Here is a 17,511-nt window from a genome sequence, read left to right as displayed (position 1 = left end):
TAGAGCGTAAAGCACGACCTTTAGGGCACGCCCAAATAAATGTAGACGTACAATTTAATATTAGCGCTTAGTTTTGTAAATTCGTAGCTTCTTTAAACAAATTAAAAAATTACCAATGAGTAAATACGATATTATTGTTCTTGGAAGTGGTCCTGGAGGCTATGTTACTGCCATTAGAGCATCGCAATTAGGTTTAAAAACCGCTGTCATTGAAAAGGAAAGCCTTGGTGGCGTTTGCCTTAACTGGGGATGTATCCCAACAAAAGCTTTATTAAAATCTGCACAAGTTTTTGAATACTTAAAGCACGCTAACGATTATGGTTTAGTGGTTAAAGAGTACGATAAAGATTTTGACGCTGTTGTTAACCGTAGCCGTAATGTGGCACAAGGGATGAGCAAAGGGGTTGAGTTTTTAATGAAAAAGAATAAAATTGACGTTATAAAGGGGTTTGGGAAACTAAAACCTGGTAAAAAAGTAGACGTTGATGGTAAAGAATATAGTGCCGACCATATTATTGTAGCTACTGGAGCACGTTCTCGTGAGTTGCCAAACTTACCACAGGATGGAAAAAAAATAATTGGATACCGCGAAGCAATGACCTTGAAGAAACAGCCTAAGAAAATGATTGTTGTGGGTTCTGGTGCGATTGGTGTTGAGTTCGCTTACTTCTATAACGCTATGGGAACAGAGGTTACCGTTGTAGAATATTTACCAAACATTGTTCCGGTTGAAGATATTGATATATCTAAGCAATTAGAAAAATCATTTAAGAAAAGTGGTATAAAAATAATGACAAGCGCCGAAGTGACAAATGTTGATACTTCTGGCGATGGCGTTAAAGCAATTGTAAAAACTAAAAAAGGCGAAGAGGTTTTAGAAGCCGATATCGTACTTAGTGCGGTTGGTATTAAAACAAATATTGAAGGTATTGGTTTAGAAGACGTTGGCATTGCTGTAGATAGAGATAAAATATTGGTTAACGATTACTACCAAACAAATATTCCTGGCTATTATGCAATTGGTGATGTGACTCCGGGACAAGCCCTGGCTCACGTAGCAAGTGCTGAAGGTATTTTATGTGTTGAAAAAATTGCTGGACAACATGTTGAAGCTTTAGATTACGGAAACATTCCAGGATGTACGTATGCGTCTCCTGAAATTGCTAGTGTTGGTTTAACCGAAAAACAAGCAAAAGAAAAAGGATTAGATATTAAAGTTGGAAAATTCCCTTTCTCGGCCTCTGGAAAAGCAAGTGCTGCAGGAACGAAAGACGGATTTGTAAAAGTAATTTTTGATGCTAAATACGGTGAGTGGCTAGGTTGCCATATGATTGGTGCTGGTGTTACCGATATGATTGCGGAAGCGGTTTTAGGGAGAAAACTAGAAACTACTGGTCATGAAGTATTAAAAACGGTTCACCCTCACCCTACAATGAGTGAAGCGGTTATGGAAGCGGTAGCAGATGCTTACGGCGAAGTAATACATTTATAACATTATCGTGTAATTCACGGCCTTTAAATACTAAAAAATGCGATTGGAAACAATCGCATTTTTTTTGTTTGTATACTTTATAGTTTTGCTGCAAGTTAAAATAAAACAGAAATTGAGATAGCCATTTTAATTAACTATTTTGGTCGCTAATAAGATAGTCGTTTTTAAGGATTATTACACTCTAACATAAGTGCTTAACAAAACGGTGCTAATGCCCTTTCGAATAACTTATAGTAGATCACCTTTTGGTAATTCTAGAGGCTACAAGAGCATCTAGCTACTTACATAAAGCTTTCTATAGCGAGCTCGTACCCTTGCAATCCAAAACCTAGAATAACGCCCTTGGCATTTGGCGATACAAACGACTGATGTCTAAATTCCTCGCGACCAAAAGTATTAGAGATATGCACTTCTACCACTGGTGTTTCTATTGCTTTTACGGCATCGCCAATACCTACCGATGTGTGTGTGTACGCTGCAGCATTTAAAATAATACCGTCGTACGTAAAGCCACATTCTTGTAGTTTTGTAATAAGCTCCCCCTCTATATTAGATTGAAAATGTTCTATAGCTAAATTTGGGTACCTTTTTTGTACAGCGTCAAAAAAATCGGTGAACGATAAACTACCGTAAACATTGGGTTCGCGTTTGCCTAATAGATTTAAATTCGGGCCGTTTATTATAATTAGTTTTTTCATAGCTGCTATTAATTTATAATCTGTGGTTAGATATTATGCGTCTAACCAAAAATACAAAAGTTATGGTACAAAAAAAGCCGAAGTATTTAAACTTCGGCTTTCTATAATAAATAGTTTGATACTAATTAGAATTTGTAAACAAGCCCTAAGTTAATGTCTCCTAAATCTAAACCAGCATTAAAACGATCTCTAGACTCCGCGCCATCAACATCAACTTTATCAGAGTTGTAGCTAATTAAACCGTAAGAGGCTTCTAAAGCAAAGTTATTAGAGATAAAGTAGCTAACTCCTGGAGCGAATGCTACGTTAAAACCATCTGCTTTAATTTCTGGATCACCAGTCTCTTCATATTTAGAGTGAACATACCCCGCACCCAGCTCTGTAAAAATAGAGAATTGGCTAGCAGGTGTAAAATAGTAACGTCCAAAAACACCAGCTTCGATAGCTGTCACTTCAGTTTCTTGTGTTGTTGCGAAACCTTCATCTTCTTCTTTAGACGAAGTATACCCTAATTTTGCTCCTAAAGCAATGTTATCAGAGATAAAGTAAGCCGCTCTAGGTGCTACTGTAAAACCTTTTAATGATGTGTCACCTTGAGAATCACTTTCAAATCCTACACTTCCAGACATAAAAACATCTCCTTTTGCAAAACCTTTAGTTCCTTCTTCGTCCTGAGCACTCGCTGTATTGAATGCAAATCCTGCTAATAAAGCAGCAAAAAATAATTTTTTCATAATATGTTTATTTTATTTTGAAGTTGCAAAGTTAGAGCATATTCAAGGTCGTAGAATAATTTTTAACACCCAAAATCACTAAATTAACAGACTTTTAAGACCGTGTTAAGTCGCGCTATGTCTAACAACTTAAGATTCAAATTGTTAATAAGCGTAAGAATTAAGTGCTAAAAAACACCAGAGCCTTATGCTAGATTTTTTTAACAATTGAACACGTTTTGTATCTATTATCGGTAAAAACAAAAAAAACCTGAACAGTAAAAGTACTGTTCAGGTTTAAACGTAATTAGCGTTATAAAACTATAGATATCGTTTTAAAAGTGATAATGGTCTTAAAACATAAAGCCAAGACCTACTTGTGCCACTGCATTTTTAGCATCCACGTTTTTTAAGATAGAATCATCATCAAAAAGATTCGTTAATCCATAAGTATATCTACCAGATATAAAGAATCCATTAGTAAATTTATAGCTTAACCCACCAGTTATACTAGTTTCAAAATCTTTTACAGAAGAATTCTCATTACTTATATCAGTATCTCCACCGTCTGAGTTTGGTTGACTATCGATTTCTTCATTAATTTTAAATCCGAATTGCGGACCGGCTTCAATACTTAACCCTTCAACTAAATAAAACTTAGCTAAAATTGGTACTTGTATATAATCTAGTTGGTATTCTATATTTTGATCTGTATCAAAAACATTGTCTTGATCTATTTCTTTAATGTCAAAACCTTGTCCCGAATAGAATACTTCTGGCTGAATTGAAAATCGTTCTGTTATAGGTATTTCTGCAACCAAACCGGCATTAAAACTTGTTCTAGAATCTAGATCATCAAAATTATCTCCGGTTATAGTAGAAAAGTTAACTCCACCCTTAACTCCAAATTGTACATCTCTTGTTGGATTGGTATTCTGTGCCGTAACACTAAATAAACTAGAAGCCGTAATTACCACAGCCATACATAAATTTTTCATAATATCTGTTTTAAGTTGTTCGATACAAAGCAACAAATTAATAAAGATATTCAGATATGCTTTAAACTTTTGTTAACACAGATTTACCGAAAATTTAAGAATTTCTTAGTTAGTATTAACAAATGGAAAATACAAAAAAACCGAAGCGGTAGACTTCGGTTTTAATATTAATTTACAATGTTTCTTAGAAAGATAACTCTACTCCTAGTCCAACACTGTTTAAGGAGTTGCCATCGTTAGAGATTCCTGTATATGACAAGTTAACTCCAATCATTTCAGTAAAATTATAACCTACACGTGGACGGTAATAAAGACCACCTTCTCCTTCACTATCTACGGCGATTGCGTATCCTAAATCTGCACCAACATAAAAATTATCTGATGCCATAAATCTAGCAGCAGCGGCTAATGGTACAAATTGAGCGTCTTCAGCTTCAGCTGTAACAGTAAATTCTCCAAAAGTAGTTTCTAAATCTTCTCCAAAAACATTCATAAAACCGGTCGCAGCACCCACTTTAAACTGGTCTGACACGTCTACTAAGTAAGCGACATCTAAACCTGCACTTAATGAGTAAAAGTCACTAAAATCACCTACTGGTAATCCTATATTAGCACCTACTTTAAATTGTCCTTGTGCGCTAACACTTAAAAATCCAAATACTGCTACTGCAGCACATAAAATAATTTTTTTCATAATATTATTATTTTTTAATTGATTAAACTAACGCAAAATAAGTAAAAATTATCATAATTTTAACGATTTATTCTTAGTTATTAACATAGTTACTAACCGTTACCCACTTAAGCCTTTATAATCAAGTAGTTATAAATTAATTTGAATTAATTCTTAATTAATGAATACCTTTGATTTTATGAAATGGGAACACGCCTTAAAAGACTACTGTTTATACCTACAAATAGAAAGAGGATTGTCTGAGAACACTATTAATAATTACCGTCTCGATGTTACTAAGCTTAGTAAATATTTACAAAATAATGAGATAACAATATCTCCTATTCAAATTTCTAAAAGCACCGTACAAGATTGTATTTATGCTATTGCAAAAACGGTTAATCCGCGTTCTCAATCGAGAATTATATCAGGTTTAAAAGGCTTTTTTAATTATTTAATTTTTGAAGGGTATCGAGAAACGAATCCCTTAGATACTATCGACTCCCCTAAAATAGGCCGTAGACTCCCCGATACTTTAAGTGAAACCGATATAGACCGACTTATAGCGGCTATAGATTTAAGTACTCCGCAAGGCGAACGTAACCGTGCCATTTTAGAAGTTTTATATGGCTGTGGTTTGCGGGTTAGCGAATTGACGCATCTTAATATCTCTGATTTATATTTTGAAGAAGGCTTTATTAAAGTGACAGGTAAAGGCAATAAACAACGTTTTGTGCCCATTGTAGATTCTACTGTTAAATACATCGCTATATATAAGGATGGTATTCGAAATCATCAAACCATTGCCGACGATCAACGCGATATTTTATTTTTAAACAGAAATGGCAAACAATTAACCAGAGCAATGATTTTTACTATAATTAAGCAGTTGGCCATAAAAATTAATTTAAACAAGAAAATTTCTCCACATACCTTTAGACATTCTTTTGCTACTCACTTATTAGAGAATGGAGCAGATTTGAGAGCTATACAATTAATGTTAGGACACGAAAGCATTACAAGTACAGAAATCTATACGCACATCGATAGAAAGCACCTTACCACCGTAATGAAGAGTTTTCACCCTAGACCATAAACTACCTTGTATTTATTACCTTTAATGTCAAAAAAACATCTTTTAGCCGATTATATTGGGTTTACGTTAATTATTTTGTTAAATTATTGTAATATTTAATAATTGTGCAGGAAATAATTATTAGTTAAACAACCTCAATGCACCAGAAAACAAACCATAAAACAAACCATTTTGACGCTATAAAATGGGAAATTGCTTTAAGTATTTCCAAAATTGGAATGTGGGTATATAACGCTAAAACAAATAGCTTCTTTTTTTCAGATTCCTCAAAAGATATTTTGGGGTGCTTGGACGACCCCCATTTTGGTGAGGATATTAATGATTGGAACGATTTAATTCATCCAGATGACCGCTATAAATACCACAAAGATTTCAACGATCACATACAAGGTCTAAAACCGTATTATGTAAGCAAGCATAGAATTAAATGTAAAAATGGCGCTTATAAATGGATTCTAGATAAAGGCCAGGTGGTAGAGCGCGATGCTGACGGTAATTACGTTCGTTTTATTGGTACACATATCGATATCACCGATCAGGTAGAAACAGAAATTAAAATAAATGATGCGCTTAATATCGCCACCGAGCAAAACACAAAACTTAAAAATTTCGCGCATATTGTAACGCATAACTTAAAAGAACACGCTGCAAACTTCGAAAGCTTATTAGGTTTTTATGACGAAGCGGAAGACGATACCGAAAAAAACGAGGTTATTAATCATCTCAATCAAGTTGCTGGTTCATTAAACAATACGATTACAAACCTCAAACAGATTGTGTCCGTACAATCTAAAAAAGAAACGAATACAGAATGTTTAAACCTCAATGACTTTATAGAAGAAAGTTTAAAGCTCTTGGATGTTATTATAATTAAGAATAAGGCAAAAATATACAACCGAGTTAGTAAAAACGTTCATATCTATTACAATTCTGCGTACTTAGAAAGTATTATTCAAAATTTATTATCGAATGCTATTAAATACAAACATCCCGATAGAGATCCCATAATTAGACTTCAGTCCTTTACCAAAAAAGACTGTATAATAATTAAAGTTTCAGATAACGGTTTAGGAATTGATTTGGATAAATTTGGGAACGATGTTTTTAAATTATACAAAACGTTTCATACCAATAAAAATTCTGAAGGCGTCGGCTTATATCTTATTAAAAATCAAGTTGAAGCTTTTGGTGGTACCATTGCAATAGGTAGTAAAGTAAATGTAGGAACTGTATTTACTATAACAATACCAAGCAAAAAAAATCCAACTTAAGGAAGTTGGATTTTTTTTTAAATAATGATTGTGTACTTTATTTTGCAATGTTAACAGCTCTCGTTTCTCTAATCACGGTAACCTTTACCTGCCCAGGATATGTCATATCCGTTTGAATTTTTTGCGAAATACTAAATGATAATTCCGATGCTCTTAGATCGTTAACCTTTTCACTTTCAACTATTACACGAAGTTCTCTACCCGCTTGAATAGCATATGCTTTTTTAACACCGCCAAATCCAAGGGCTACCTCTTCTAAGTCTTTTAAACGTTGTATATAAGAATCTAATACTTGACGTCTTGCGCCAGGTCTCGCTCCAGATATAGCATCGCAAACCTGTACGATCGGCGATAATAATGAGGTCATTTCTATTTCGTCGTGGTGTGCTCCAATAGCATTACATACTTCTTCTTTTTCACCATACTTTTCTGCCCATTGCTTACCTAAAATAGCGTGTGGTGTTTCCATATCGGCTTCCGCATCTGGCACTTTACCAATATCGTGTAGTAAACCAGCTCGTTTCGCTAATTTTGGATTTAACCCTAATTCGGCCGCCATAACACCACATAGTTTAGCCACTTCACGCGAGTGCTGTAGTAAATTTTGCCCGTAAGATGAACGGTATTTCATACGACCTACCATTTTTATTAATTCAGGATGTAAACCATTAATTCCTAAATCGATAACCGTACGCTTACCTACTTCTATAATTTCTTGTTCTATTTGTTTTTGCGTTTTCTTAACGACTTCTTCAATACGTGCTGGATGTATACGTCCATCGGTGACTAATTTGTGTAACGATAGTCTCGCAATCTCACGACGTACAGAATCGAAGCACGATAAAATAATAGCTTCCGGAGTATCATCAACAATAATTTCGACACCTGTAGCTGCTTCAATAGCACGAATATTACGACCTTCTCGTCCAATAATTCGTCCTTTAACATCATCAGACTCTATATTAAATACAGACACACAATTATCTACGGCCTCTTCTGTACCAATACGTTGAATAGTATTAATAATTATTTTTTTAGCATCTTGCTGAGCGGTTAATTTAGCCTCTTCCATTTTATCTTGAATGTAAGCCATAGCATCGCTTTTAGCTTCATTACGTAAGGAATCGACTAATTGTGCTTTAGCTTCCTCAGCCGTTAAACTAGAAATCACTTCTAATTGCTCAATTTTACTTTTATGTATTTTATTAACCTCGTCTTGTTTCTTTTCTAAAGACTCTAATTTAGAGTTGTACTCTTTTATTTTAAACTCTACATCTGAGTTTATTTTTTTTGTTTTTGAAAGTTCGTTAGATATCTGCGACTCTTTATCTCGTGTTCTTTTCTCTATGTCCGTTATCTTTTTATCTCTAGAAAAGATAACCTTTTCGTGTTCTGTTTTAAGCTCGATGAACTTCTCTTTTGCTTGAAGAATTTTATCCTTTTTAATGCTATCCCCTTTACTTTTAGCATCTCTTAAGATATTTGCGGCCGTTTTTTTCGCGCCTTTAATAAGCTTAGAAGCATTATTACGTTCCAGTATTTTTGCAATAATAAACCCTATTAAGGATCCAACTGCAACACCTGTAACAATTATTAAAATTGTATTATCCATTAGTTATTTAGTGTTAGTATATATAAAAAAAGCCTACACTAATTTCGATTTTGTATAAACTCCTTAAAAACAAGTTTAGGGCTAACAAGCTGATCAAGTATCTGCTCGAGTCCTAAATAAATAGTACTAGCAGCTCGCTTTTACAACTTAAACTCACCCTTTTTAAAGAATTAACGTTGAGTTTATCAAAAAAATAATTAATGTAGGCAGTAACCTAGTTTTATTTGTAAGAACGTTTTAAGAACTTAAATGCGAATCTAATATAGTGTTTAAACCTTCCAGTTTATCCTCTATATGCTCACTTATATGTTCATTATCTAAAGTTTTCTGTTCTACTTGAGATGCAAATTGCAAGGCACACATTGCCAAAACATCTTGTTTATCTCTTACAGAATAACTTTGCTCAAATTGCGATATCATAGCGTCAATTTTTTTAGCTGCAATGCGCAATCCCTCTTCCTGACTCGGTAAAATAGTCAAAGGATACACTCTATTCGCTATCGAAAGCTTTATTTTTAGCTTTTCAGCCATATATTTCGCTATGTTGCATTATTCAGAAAGCTGACCAATACAATGATCTATTTCCCGTATTAATGCATTTATTTTGAGTTTTGTTTCTCTTTTATCATCTTCACTGCCTAATATTGTATTTGCCATTTTGAGTGTCTCATACTCCTCTTGCCAATTTAGCAATTGCTTATTTTGACTTTGAATGGTGCTTTGAGAGCTTTTTAGTGCTTCAGATAATTTTAAATTGTCTTGCTGTAAAGTGTCTAACTTATGCAAGATTTTCCCAATTTTGTCTTCTAAAGCATCTACTATATCTTCAATATTACTCATTCACAAATTTCAATACTTATTATTACAAAGTTAATAAACTAGATATATTTTGCAATTGTTTTTTCATAAATTTTAAAAAAAAATAGTAAAGCCCAAAACTAACTTAGGGCCTCCTATTTTAATTTATGTTTGATAATCGGATTCTAATTTCTATTTTAGCCATAACAATTCCTTTTTATGAGAATATTTTTATTATTTTTCCTATTTACCGCTACTGTTTTTAGTCAAAATCCCTATCCTCAAGATTATTTTAGTTCCCCTTTAGCGATACCTATTATTTTGTCGGGTACATTTGCCGAATTACGTTCTAATCACTTTCATTCTGGATTAGATATTAAAACGAAACAAGTACAAGGACAAAAGGTGTTAGCTATTGCCGACGGATATATTAGTCGGATTAAAATTGCACATTATGGTTACGGAAAAGCACTATATATAACGCATCCCAACGGTTACACATCGGTATACGCCCATTTACAAAATTTTAGTCCTGAGATTGAAGCCTACATAAAAAAATTACAATACGAGCGTGAGTCTTTCGAAATTCAAGTCTTCCCTACCCCCACTGAATTACCTATTATAAATACTCAACTTATCGCCTATTCTGGAAATACAGGAAGTTCGGGGGGGCCTCATTTACATTTCGAAATTAGAGACAACAACGAGCGCCCAATAAATCCCTTACTTTTTGGCATTGATGTGCAAGACAACACAAAACCATTAGTGAGCAATGTGTACGCTTACCCAATAAGTGATGATGCGCACATTAACGGCTCTGTGAAAAAGCAAAAACTGCGTATAATTCCTCAAAAAGATGGTGATTATAAAGTGGAAAACATAACCGCTTTTGGAAAAATAGGATTCGCTGTAGAAACCATTGACAGACAAGATCTGGCTGCCAATAAAAATGGCGTCTACAATATACAATCCTTCTTTAACGGTGCACAGCATTTCGAAATTGATTTTAGACGCTTTTCGTTTGCCGAAACCAATCACATTAATCGTTTGGTAGATTACGAAGTGTATAAAAATGAAAAAGACAAGCTTCAGAAATTATTTATTGAATCTAATAATCCATTAAGTTTATATACTAACAGTATTGACGATGGTTACGTAACCATAGCAGATAGTACCGCTTCTATTTATAAAATTGAAATTAGAGATTTTAAGAACAATATTACCGCGGTGAATTTAGAAATTAAGGGCTTAGACACGGTGCCTACTGATTCTTTAGACCTTAAAATTACACCACATTACATTTTAGCCAACCAAGAGAATATTCTTGAAAAAGATAATATTAAAGTCGAATTCCCTCGTGAATCATTTTACGACAGCTTCTTTATAGATTTTAAAGTTGAAAATGACACGCTTATTCTTCACGAACCCATTATTCCATTAAAAAAATATTTTAGCATTACTTATAATCTAGAGCAATATAAAGCTGAAGATCTTAAGCAATTATACATTGCGAGACTTGTGGGCTGGAATGATTTTCCAAGCTATTCTAACACCATAAAAAAGGGGACCACGTTTACCACGCGCACTAAAAACTTAGGTACTTACGTTATTGCTATAGACGACGATGCACCAACAATTGCACCTATTCGTTTTAAAGATGGTGCTTGGCTAAGTAAGTACCGTTATTTAAAACTAAAAATAAACGATAAAACTACAGGCATTTCTAATTACCGCGCCACCATTAACGACCACTGGGTTTTAATGGAGTACGACTATAAAACCAAACTATTAACCTACGACTTTAACGATGCCGTAAGTAAAGCAACCAAAAATAATTTAAAAGTAATTGTTACAGATAACGTAGGAAATAGTACTACATTTGAAGCTACATTTTACAGAAAATAAAACCCAACATATTGACAACTAAAGCCAACTTACTACAACTGCTCGTTTTTTTATTACCTGTTTTTGCCTTGGCACAAACCGCAACTATAACTGGTGTTATTTTAAACTCAGAGGAATCCCCAATAGAAAACGTAAATATAAAAACCTTTATCAATGGGACTAAAACAAACGAAAATGGCTTTTACGAACTCAAAATACCTGCAAATATAGATGTAGATATTGAGTTCACTCATATTTCTCACAAAAAAGTGAAAGCTACTTTAAATTTGAATAACGGTGAAGTTTTAGAGTTTAATCCCATTTTAAACGTCAGCATCGAGCAAATCTCTACGGTTGTAATTAGCGGTAAAAAACGAAAAGATATTGAAGGTATTATCACCATTTCACCAGCTGTAATTAGAAAAATTCCTGGAGCGAATGCCGGTGTCGAGAACTTATTAAAAACCTTACCAGGCGTTAGTGGTAATAATGAATTAAGTACGCAATACTCGGTACGTGGTGGAAATTTCGACGAAAATTTAGTGTACGTTAACGGCATTGAAGTCTACCGCCCGTTTTTGGTGCGAAGTGGTCAGCAAGAAGGCTTAAGCTTTGTAAATAGTGATTTAGTAGAGAACATCGCGTTTTCTGCGGGTGGATTCCAAGCAAAATATGGCGACAAATTATCGTCGGTTTTAGATATTACATACAAAAAACCAACCCAGTTTGGGGTGTCTGCCGATTTAAGTCTACTTGGTGGAAGTCTCGCTTTAGAAACCGCAAGCAAAGACTCGAAATTTACAGGTATTGTTGGTGTGCGTTACCGTGATAATAGTTTACTAGTAAAAGCAAAGGAAACGGAAACCAATTACGACCCGAAATTTGCCGATGTGCAAAGTTATTTCACCTATCAAGTGAATGATAAATTAGAATTGCGCTTTTTAGGAAATGCCTCTTTAAACAAATACAATTACGAACCACAAACGCGACAAACAAATTTTGGAACATTAGCCGATCCGTTAGCTTTATTAGTGTATTATGAAGGCCAAGAGCACGATTCGTACCAAACCTTATTTGGAGCGCTTCAAGGAAGCTATGACGTTAATGAGCATCTTAATTTAAACTTGGTCGCTTCTACCTATCATACCACCGAAGAAGAGCATTTTGATATTTTAGCACAATACCGATTAGGGCAGGTCAATACTAATATTGGCGATGAAGATTTAGGTGAAGTGGAATTTTCTGAAGGTATTGGCGGACAATTAAACCACGGAAGAAACGATTTGGATGCCTTAATCACCACTTTAGAACACAAAGGAACATATACCAAAAACGACAACGATTTTAAATGGTCTATTAAATATACCAATGAAGATATTAGAGACCGGTTAATTGAATGGGAAGTAATTGACTCGGCAGGTTTTTCTATAAATCCACCAACTGTCGATGCGTTTAATGACCAACCCTATACGCCTTACGAAGGGCCTTTAGCGGCTTTTCAGAATGTAAATGCTAGAAATAGCACACAAATTAACCGGTTACAATCTTATGTGCAATGGAGTAAAAAATCTAGTATCGGTGAACACGATGTATGGTACAATGCTGGTGTGAGATCGCATAGTTGGACGGTAAAAGGCGACGACATTACTTCGCAATCGCAAACCGTATTTAGTCCACGAGCGCAATTTGCATTACAACCGAATTGGAGTGCTGATATGTTATTTAGAATCAGCGGCGGATTTTATTACCAACCGCCATTTTATAAAGAGTTACGTAATGCCAATGGCGTGGTGCAACCTAACGTTAAAGCACAACAATCTATTCATTTAGTAGTAGGAAACGATTATAGCTTTAATATATGGGAGCGTCCCTTTAAACTTACAAGTGAGGTGTATTACAAAAAACTGTCGGATGTAAATCCATATTCAGTTGAAAACGTTCGCATCAGGTATCGCGCTAACAATTCCGCGGAAGCGTATGCCTACGGATTGGACTTACGCTTAAACGGAGAATTCGTTCCCGGAACAGAAAGTTGGTTTAGTTTTGGGTTTTTAAAAACCGAAGAAAACATAGATAATCGCGGTTATATTGCCCGTCCAACAGACCAACGCTTAAAATTTGCTGCTTTATTTCAAGATTACGTGCCCAATTTACCAAACTTTAAAATGTATTTAAACGTAGTTTACAATACCGGCTTGCCGGGAGGTTCACCCAGTTACACCGATCCGTACCAATACCAAAGCCGATTACCAGATTACAAACGTGCAGATATTGGGTTTCAGTTTGTAGTAGTCGATGCCAAGAAGCAGTTTGCTAGCGGATGGAAAAAACCTTTTAAAGAATTGTCTTTAGGTTTCGAAATTTTTAACGTGTTCGACAATCAGAACTCCATAACCAATACGTGGGTAAGAGATGTTTATAGTAAGCGCCAATACGCGATTCCAAACTACTTAACGCCACGTGTATTTAACGTGAAAACGTCAATGCGTTTTTAAACTTCATTATCACGTTTCAATCACTACATCTCATAAAAAAAGCGAACCTTTAAAAGTTCGCTTTTTTAGTATAATTCTATTTAATAATGTAGCTTATAAAGCGCCCCACTCTTTTAAAGAATCTTCATTCATTTTAACGTAATCCATATTCCCTGCTTCTTTAGATTTTGCTAAAGACATTTTTGCTGTTTTAATCGCGTTTTTCTTATCGCCAACAGCTGCATAGATTAAAGATTGTTTTCTTAGTTGATAAAACTGAGGATCTTTCATCATAGAAATAGCTTTCTGCATCCACTCATTAGCTTTTTTAGCGTCTTTACCTTCTTCTAGGTAATACGTTGCAGCCGAATAGTAATCGCTAGCCGATGGCCCGTTTAACGCCTTATCTATAGATGTAGATACTGTTTTATCAGTATGTACAGTAAAAGGAAGACCTACGTAAATATCTGACCACATAATACCTAATAGCGCCGAGCTACTGGTTAAATCATCGAAACCCATTGTAAATGTTTCTATCTGCATTGGCAATTTGTAAGCTTCAGCTTTTACGGTCGCTACTACTTTAGAATCGTCCCATTTTTCTGGAAGTCCCCAATTTTGGGTAGTAGAATACAAATAAATCTCCCAAGAATCTACATTAGGCTTTGTATAAATTGCGTAAGAACCCGCTTTAACATCGCTACCACCAACCATCACATCTTCACTAAATGTAATTTTAGAATTTATATTCGCTCCTGTTCTCCATACTTTTCCATAAGGTACTAAGTTCCCAAAAACCTCACGATCTCTCATTCCAGGTCTTGAATATTCTAAAGTTACATCGGTTAATCCTACCTTCTGCTCTACTTTAGAAAATGGACTAGGTTGTGGTATTTCAATCTGCGCCTTCATTGCGAAAGAGGCAGAGAAAACAACAGCTAGTAAAAGTAATTTTTTCATAATAGTGTTTTTTATTAAGGTTATTAACCTGTAAATTTAAGCATTAAGAACCTTTAGTCCGTTAACAAAATCTTAAATAAAAGGCGGTGTATAATATCAATGGGAAAGTTTACTCTATTATAGAAAACTTAATTTAACATTTTATTCTGTTTAACATTAATTAAAAATAGTTAAACATTTTGTATCTTTATACTTTAAAACAATAACAATGGCAAAAAAGAAAAATACTACAGAGCAAGACCTTATAGCATTTTATATGGACTACGTTTTAGAACATAGCGAGCAGCCTAAGTCTGTTTATGCTTTTTCTAAAATGAACAATTTTGAAGAATCTAAGTTTTATGAACACTTTAGTACATTCGAAACTTTAGAGAAAGGCGTGTTTAAAGCATTTTTGACTAATACTCTTTTGGTGTTGGAAGCAAATGAAGATTACCAGAAATTTGATCCTCGAGATAAACTACTCAGTTTCTACTTCACTTTTTTCGAAAACTTAACAGCCAATAGAAGTTATGTAGTTTATGCCTTAAAACAGCACAAAGGCAGTTTAAAATCTTTAACCGTTCTCACCGATTTAAAAGCAGGGTTCTGTAATTATATAGAGCATTTAGATATTGAAACGTTAGATATTAAAGAAGATCGACTAGAGAAATTACAACAGCGCTCTTTACGAGAAACAGCTTGGCTTCAGTTACTATTAACTATGAAGTTTTGGCTTGATGACACCTCTGCTTCTTTTATGAAAACAGATATCTTTATTGAAAAAGCGGTTAATACAAGCTTCGATCTATTAGATATAAAACCTTTAAAAAGTCTTATAGACTTTGGTAAATTTATATATAAGGAAAAATTTAGTAGCCACTAATTTAACATCTCACAACTATTGAAAACTATAGACAAAATACCGACTTCGAAAATACAAAGAGCTTCAAAATTAGTATCTACAGGTGCTAAAGTCGGCGTTAATTATTTAAAATATTACGGCGATAAGCTAACAAAAACAGAAATAGAAGCTAAAGAACGTTTAAATAAAAATAATGCGGAAGATATTTACGACAGCTTAAAACAACTTAAGGGAAGTGCTTTAAAAGTCGCACAAATGTTAAGTATGGAAAAAAGCTTATTACCGCAAGCTTATGTCGAAAAATTCTCGCTAGCACAGTTTTCTGTCCCCCCTTTGTCGGCACCACTGGTTGCAAAAACGTTTAAGCAATACTTCGGGAAAACGCCTAGTGATATGTTCGACACTTTTAACTTAGAATCGGTAAATGCTGCGAGTATTGGTCAGGTGCATTTAGCCGAAAAAGATGGCAAGAGATTGGCTGTTAAAATTCAGTACCCAGGCGTTGCTGATAGTATTTCAACGGATTTAGCTTTGGTAAAGCCAATAGCTATGAAAATGTTTAATATTAAAGGAAAAGACTCTGACAAATATTTTAAAGAGGTCGAAAACAAATTAATTGAGGAAACAAATTACATCTTAGAATTGCAGCAAAGTATGGCAGTTGTTAAAGCGTGCAAGCACATCCCTAATTTAAAATTCCCTAATTATTACGAAGCCCTTTCTTCGGAACGTATCATTACAATGGACTGGATGGATGGCGAACATTTATCTGAGTTTACTAAAAGAAATACCGATCAAGAAACAGCAAATAAATTAGGTCAGGCGTTATGGGATTTTTATATGTACCAAATGCACGTGCTAAGAAAAGTACACGCAGATCCGCATCCAGGAAACTTTATGGTTTCTAAAGACAACGATTTAATCGCCATAGATTTTGGATGTATGAAAGAGGTTCCGGACGATTTTTATGTACCCTACTTTGAGTTAGCGAAAAAAGAAAACATTGACGATCCAGAAGTATTTAAAGAAAAAATGTACACGTTAGAGATTTTACGTCCTGAAGATACCAAAGTGGAATTAGACTTTTTTACAGACTTATTTTATGGTATGCTAAGTTTGTTTACAAAACCATTTCACGACGAAACTTTCGACTTCTCAGATCCCTCATTTTTTAAGTCTATTGCAGATTTTGGAGAACGTTTTAGTAAAAGTACAGAATTGAGAAAAATGAATGGAAACCGTGGTTCGAAACATTTTATTTATATTAATAGAACCTTTTTCGGACTCTATAATTTAATGTTCGATTTAAAAGCTCAAAATATTAAAATTAACAATTATAAGACCTTGTAATATGGCTTACTTTAGTAATAAAGACATAAACAACTTACACCATCTTTATAAAATAAACCTGATTAATAGTTGTTCTGGTTTTAAATCTGCTAACTTAATAGGAACAAAATCTGAAACGGGCGTCGAAAATGTAGCCGTTTTCAGTTCGGTGACGCACATAGGGTCTCACCCCCCGTTATTAGGTTTTTTCTGTCGGCCAACCACTGCTACACGAGACACTTACAATAACATTAAAGCCACAGGTTTTTATACGATTAATCATATTACTGAAGACAATTTTGAAGCCGCGCACCATACCTCGGCAAAATACGACGAGGATATTTCAGAATTTGACAAAACAGAACTCACTTCTGAATATAAAAGTAAGTGCTTTGCTCCTTTTGTAAAATACGCTCCAGTACAGTTAGAAATGAAGTTTGTTGAAGAATATCATATTAAAGCAAATAATACTATTTTAGTTCTTGGAGAAATACAAAGTTTGTATTTAAATGACGACTTATTAGAAAATGACGGCTTCATTAATCTTGCGAAAGCCAAAATCGCGGCTATAAATGGCTTGGACGCCTACACGATTCCAGTATTAGAAAAACGATTACACTATCAACGACCAAAATAAGTGCTTAATCGAGCGCTCACGCTATAGTTTTA

The 17,511-nt window shown here is 34.4% G+C and carries 16 protein-coding genes and 1 other RNA gene; 8 read left to right on the top strand and 9 right to left on the bottom strand.

Features of this window, described 5'->3' with window-relative positions:
* The first annotated feature begins 115 nt into the window (after positions 1–115).
* Positions 116–1,492, top strand: a complete 1,377-nt coding sequence (gene lpdA, locus ES677_RS01845) for a dihydrolipoyl dehydrogenase (protein WP_148380259.1) — start codon at positions 116–118, stop codon at positions 1,490–1,492.
* A 281-nt stretch (positions 1,493–1,773) separates the two neighbouring features.
* Here lpdA and aroQ read toward each other — a convergent pair whose 3' ends face one another.
* From aroQ to ES677_RS01825, 4 genes are all read right to left on the bottom strand, one after another.
* On the bottom strand, positions 1,774–2,190 hold the full coding sequence (gene aroQ / locus ES677_RS01840) for a type II 3-dehydroquinate dehydratase (protein WP_148370302.1): 417 nt from the start codon (positions 2,188–2,190) through the stop codon (positions 1,774–1,776).
* Between the two features lie 125 nt (positions 2,191–2,315).
* On the bottom strand, positions 2,316–2,924 hold the full coding sequence (locus ES677_RS01835; protein WP_148370303.1) for a porin family protein: 609 nt from the start codon (positions 2,922–2,924) through the stop codon (positions 2,316–2,318).
* Between the two features lie 332 nt (positions 2,925–3,256).
* The gene (locus tag ES677_RS01830; protein WP_148370304.1) at positions 3,257–3,901 is read right to left on the bottom strand and encodes a porin family protein; all 645 of its coding nucleotides are present in this window, start codon (positions 3,899–3,901) and stop codon (positions 3,257–3,259) included.
* Between the two features lie 184 nt (positions 3,902–4,085).
* A complete protein-coding gene (locus ES677_RS01825; protein ID WP_148370305.1) occupies positions 4,086–4,595 on the bottom strand; it encodes an outer membrane beta-barrel protein in 510 nt (169 codons plus the stop codon).
* Between the two features lie 178 nt (positions 4,596–4,773).
* Here ES677_RS01825 and xerD point away from each other — a divergent pair, with 178 nt between their 5' ends.
* Together xerD and ES677_RS01815 are read left to right on the top strand one after the other, a co-directional pair.
* Positions 4,774–5,670: a site-specific tyrosine recombinase XerD gene (xerD, locus tag ES677_RS01820; RefSeq protein ID WP_148370378.1), complete on the top strand. Its 897-nt coding sequence runs from the start codon at positions 4,774–4,776 to the stop codon at positions 5,668–5,670.
* A gap of 137 nt (positions 5,671–5,807) precedes the next feature.
* The gene (locus tag ES677_RS01815) at positions 5,808–6,941 is read left to right on the top strand and encodes a sensor histidine kinase (protein WP_148380258.1); all 1,134 of its coding nucleotides are present in this window, start codon (positions 5,808–5,810) and stop codon (positions 6,939–6,941) included.
* Positions 6,942–6,978: 37 nt separating this feature from the next.
* Here ES677_RS01815 and rny read toward each other — a convergent pair whose 3' ends face one another.
* The 4 genes from rny to ES677_RS01795 form a co-directional block, all read right to left on the bottom strand.
* The gene (gene rny / locus ES677_RS01810; RefSeq protein WP_148370307.1) at positions 6,979–8,553 is read right to left on the bottom strand and encodes a ribonuclease Y; all 1,575 of its coding nucleotides are present in this window, start codon (positions 8,551–8,553) and stop codon (positions 6,979–6,981) included.
* A 56-nt stretch (positions 8,554–8,609) separates the two neighbouring features.
* A non-coding RNA gene (ssrS, locus tag ES677_RS01805) (6S RNA) lies at positions 8,610–8,735 on the bottom strand.
* Positions 8,736–8,790: 55 nt separating this feature from the next.
* Positions 8,791–9,084 (bottom strand): cell division protein ZapA, encoded by a 294-nt coding sequence (locus ES677_RS01800; protein WP_148370308.1) that lies wholly within the window; start codon positions 9,082–9,084, stop codon positions 8,791–8,793.
* Between the two features lie 18 nt (positions 9,085–9,102).
* A complete protein-coding gene (locus ES677_RS01795; RefSeq protein WP_148370309.1) occupies positions 9,103–9,393 on the bottom strand; it encodes a hypothetical protein in 291 nt (96 codons plus the stop codon).
* A gap of 177 nt (positions 9,394–9,570) precedes the next feature.
* Here ES677_RS01795 and ES677_RS01790 point away from each other — a divergent pair, with 177 nt between their 5' ends.
* Both ES677_RS01790 and ES677_RS01785 read left to right on the top strand, forming a co-directional pair.
* Positions 9,571–11,256 (top strand): M23 family metallopeptidase, encoded by a 1,686-nt coding sequence (locus ES677_RS01790; RefSeq protein ID WP_148370310.1) that lies wholly within the window; start codon positions 9,571–9,573, stop codon positions 11,254–11,256.
* A gap of 11 nt (positions 11,257–11,267) precedes the next feature.
* The gene (locus ES677_RS01785; protein ID WP_148380257.1) at positions 11,268–13,730 is read left to right on the top strand and encodes a TonB-dependent receptor plug domain-containing protein; all 2,463 of its coding nucleotides are present in this window, start codon (positions 11,268–11,270) and stop codon (positions 13,728–13,730) included.
* Positions 13,731–13,823: 93 nt separating this feature from the next.
* On the opposite strand, the gene ES677_RS01780 is transcribed toward ES677_RS01785, so the two are convergent.
* Positions 13,824–14,669: a DUF2911 domain-containing protein gene (locus ES677_RS01780; protein ID WP_148380256.1), complete on the bottom strand. Its 846-nt coding sequence runs from the start codon at positions 14,667–14,669 to the stop codon at positions 13,824–13,826.
* 208 nt (positions 14,670–14,877) lie between these two features.
* Between ES677_RS01780 and ES677_RS01775 the strand changes: the two genes are divergently transcribed.
* The 3 genes from ES677_RS01775 to ES677_RS01765 are packed head-to-tail and all read left to right on the top strand — an operon-like array spanning position 14,878 to position 17,479.
* Complete coding sequence (locus tag ES677_RS01775; RefSeq protein WP_148370313.1) at positions 14,878–15,534, top strand: TetR family transcriptional regulator C-terminal domain-containing protein; 657 nt, start codon at positions 14,878–14,880, stop codon at positions 15,532–15,534.
* Positions 15,535–15,552: 18 nt separating this feature from the next.
* Positions 15,553–16,863 carry an ABC1 kinase family protein gene (locus ES677_RS01770; protein WP_148380255.1) on the top strand — a complete coding sequence of 437 codons (1,311 nt, stop codon included), beginning with the start codon at positions 15,553–15,555 and terminating at the stop codon, positions 16,861–16,863.
* Between the two features lies 1 nt (position 16,864).
* Entirely contained in the window at positions 16,865–17,479 is a 615-nt protein-coding gene (locus ES677_RS01765; RefSeq protein WP_148370315.1) for a flavin reductase family protein, read from the top strand.
* Positions 17,480–17,511: the final 32 nt, after the last annotated feature.

Source organism: Bizionia gelidisalsuginis (assembly GCF_008086185.1).
GTDB lineage: Bacteria > Bacteroidota > Bacteroidia > Flavobacteriales > Flavobacteriaceae > Bizionia > Bizionia saleffrena.
The sequence above is the reverse complement of the archived record's forward strand: the minus strand, read 5'-3'. Positions and strand labels throughout refer to the sequence as shown.

Coding starts and splice junctions, on each gene's coding strand:
- lpdA (WP_148380259.1), top strand. CDS start 116: ATGAGTAAATACGATATTATTGTTCTTGGAAGTGGTCCTGGAGGCTAT.
- aroQ (WP_148370302.1), bottom strand. CDS start 2,190: ATGAAAAAACTAATTATAATAAACGGCCCGAATTTAAATCTATTAGGC.
- ES677_RS01835 (WP_148370303.1), bottom strand. CDS start 2,924: ATGAAAAAATTATTTTTTGCTGCTTTATTAGCAGGATTTGCATTCAAT.
- ES677_RS01830 (WP_148370304.1), bottom strand. CDS start 3,901: ATGAAAAATTTATGTATGGCTGTGGTAATTACGGCTTCTAGTTTATTT.
- ES677_RS01825 (WP_148370305.1), bottom strand. CDS start 4,595: ATGAAAAAAATTATTTTATGTGCTGCAGTAGCAGTATTTGGATTTTTA.
- xerD (WP_148370378.1), top strand. CDS start 4,774: ATGAAATGGGAACACGCCTTAAAAGACTACTGTTTATACCTACAAATA.
- ES677_RS01815 (WP_148380258.1), top strand. CDS start 5,808: ATGCACCAGAAAACAAACCATAAAACAAACCATTTTGACGCTATAAAA.
- rny (WP_148370307.1), bottom strand. CDS start 8,553: ATGGATAATACAATTTTAATAATTGTTACAGGTGTTGCAGTTGGATCC.
- ES677_RS01800 (WP_148370308.1), bottom strand. CDS start 9,084: ATGGCTGAAAAGCTAAAAATAAAGCTTTCGATAGCGAATAGAGTGTAT.
- ES677_RS01795 (WP_148370309.1), bottom strand. CDS start 9,393: ATGAGTAATATTGAAGATATAGTAGATGCTTTAGAAGACAAAATTGGG.
- ES677_RS01790 (WP_148370310.1), top strand. CDS start 9,571: ATGAGAATATTTTTATTATTTTTCCTATTTACCGCTACTGTTTTTAGT.
- ES677_RS01780 (WP_148380256.1), bottom strand. CDS start 14,669: ATGAAAAAATTACTTTTACTAGCTGTTGTTTTCTCTGCCTCTTTCGCA.
- ES677_RS01775 (WP_148370313.1), top strand. CDS start 14,878: ATGGCAAAAAAGAAAAATACTACAGAGCAAGACCTTATAGCATTTTAT.
- ES677_RS01765 (WP_148370315.1), top strand. CDS start 16,865: ATGGCTTACTTTAGTAATAAAGACATAAACAACTTACACCATCTTTAT.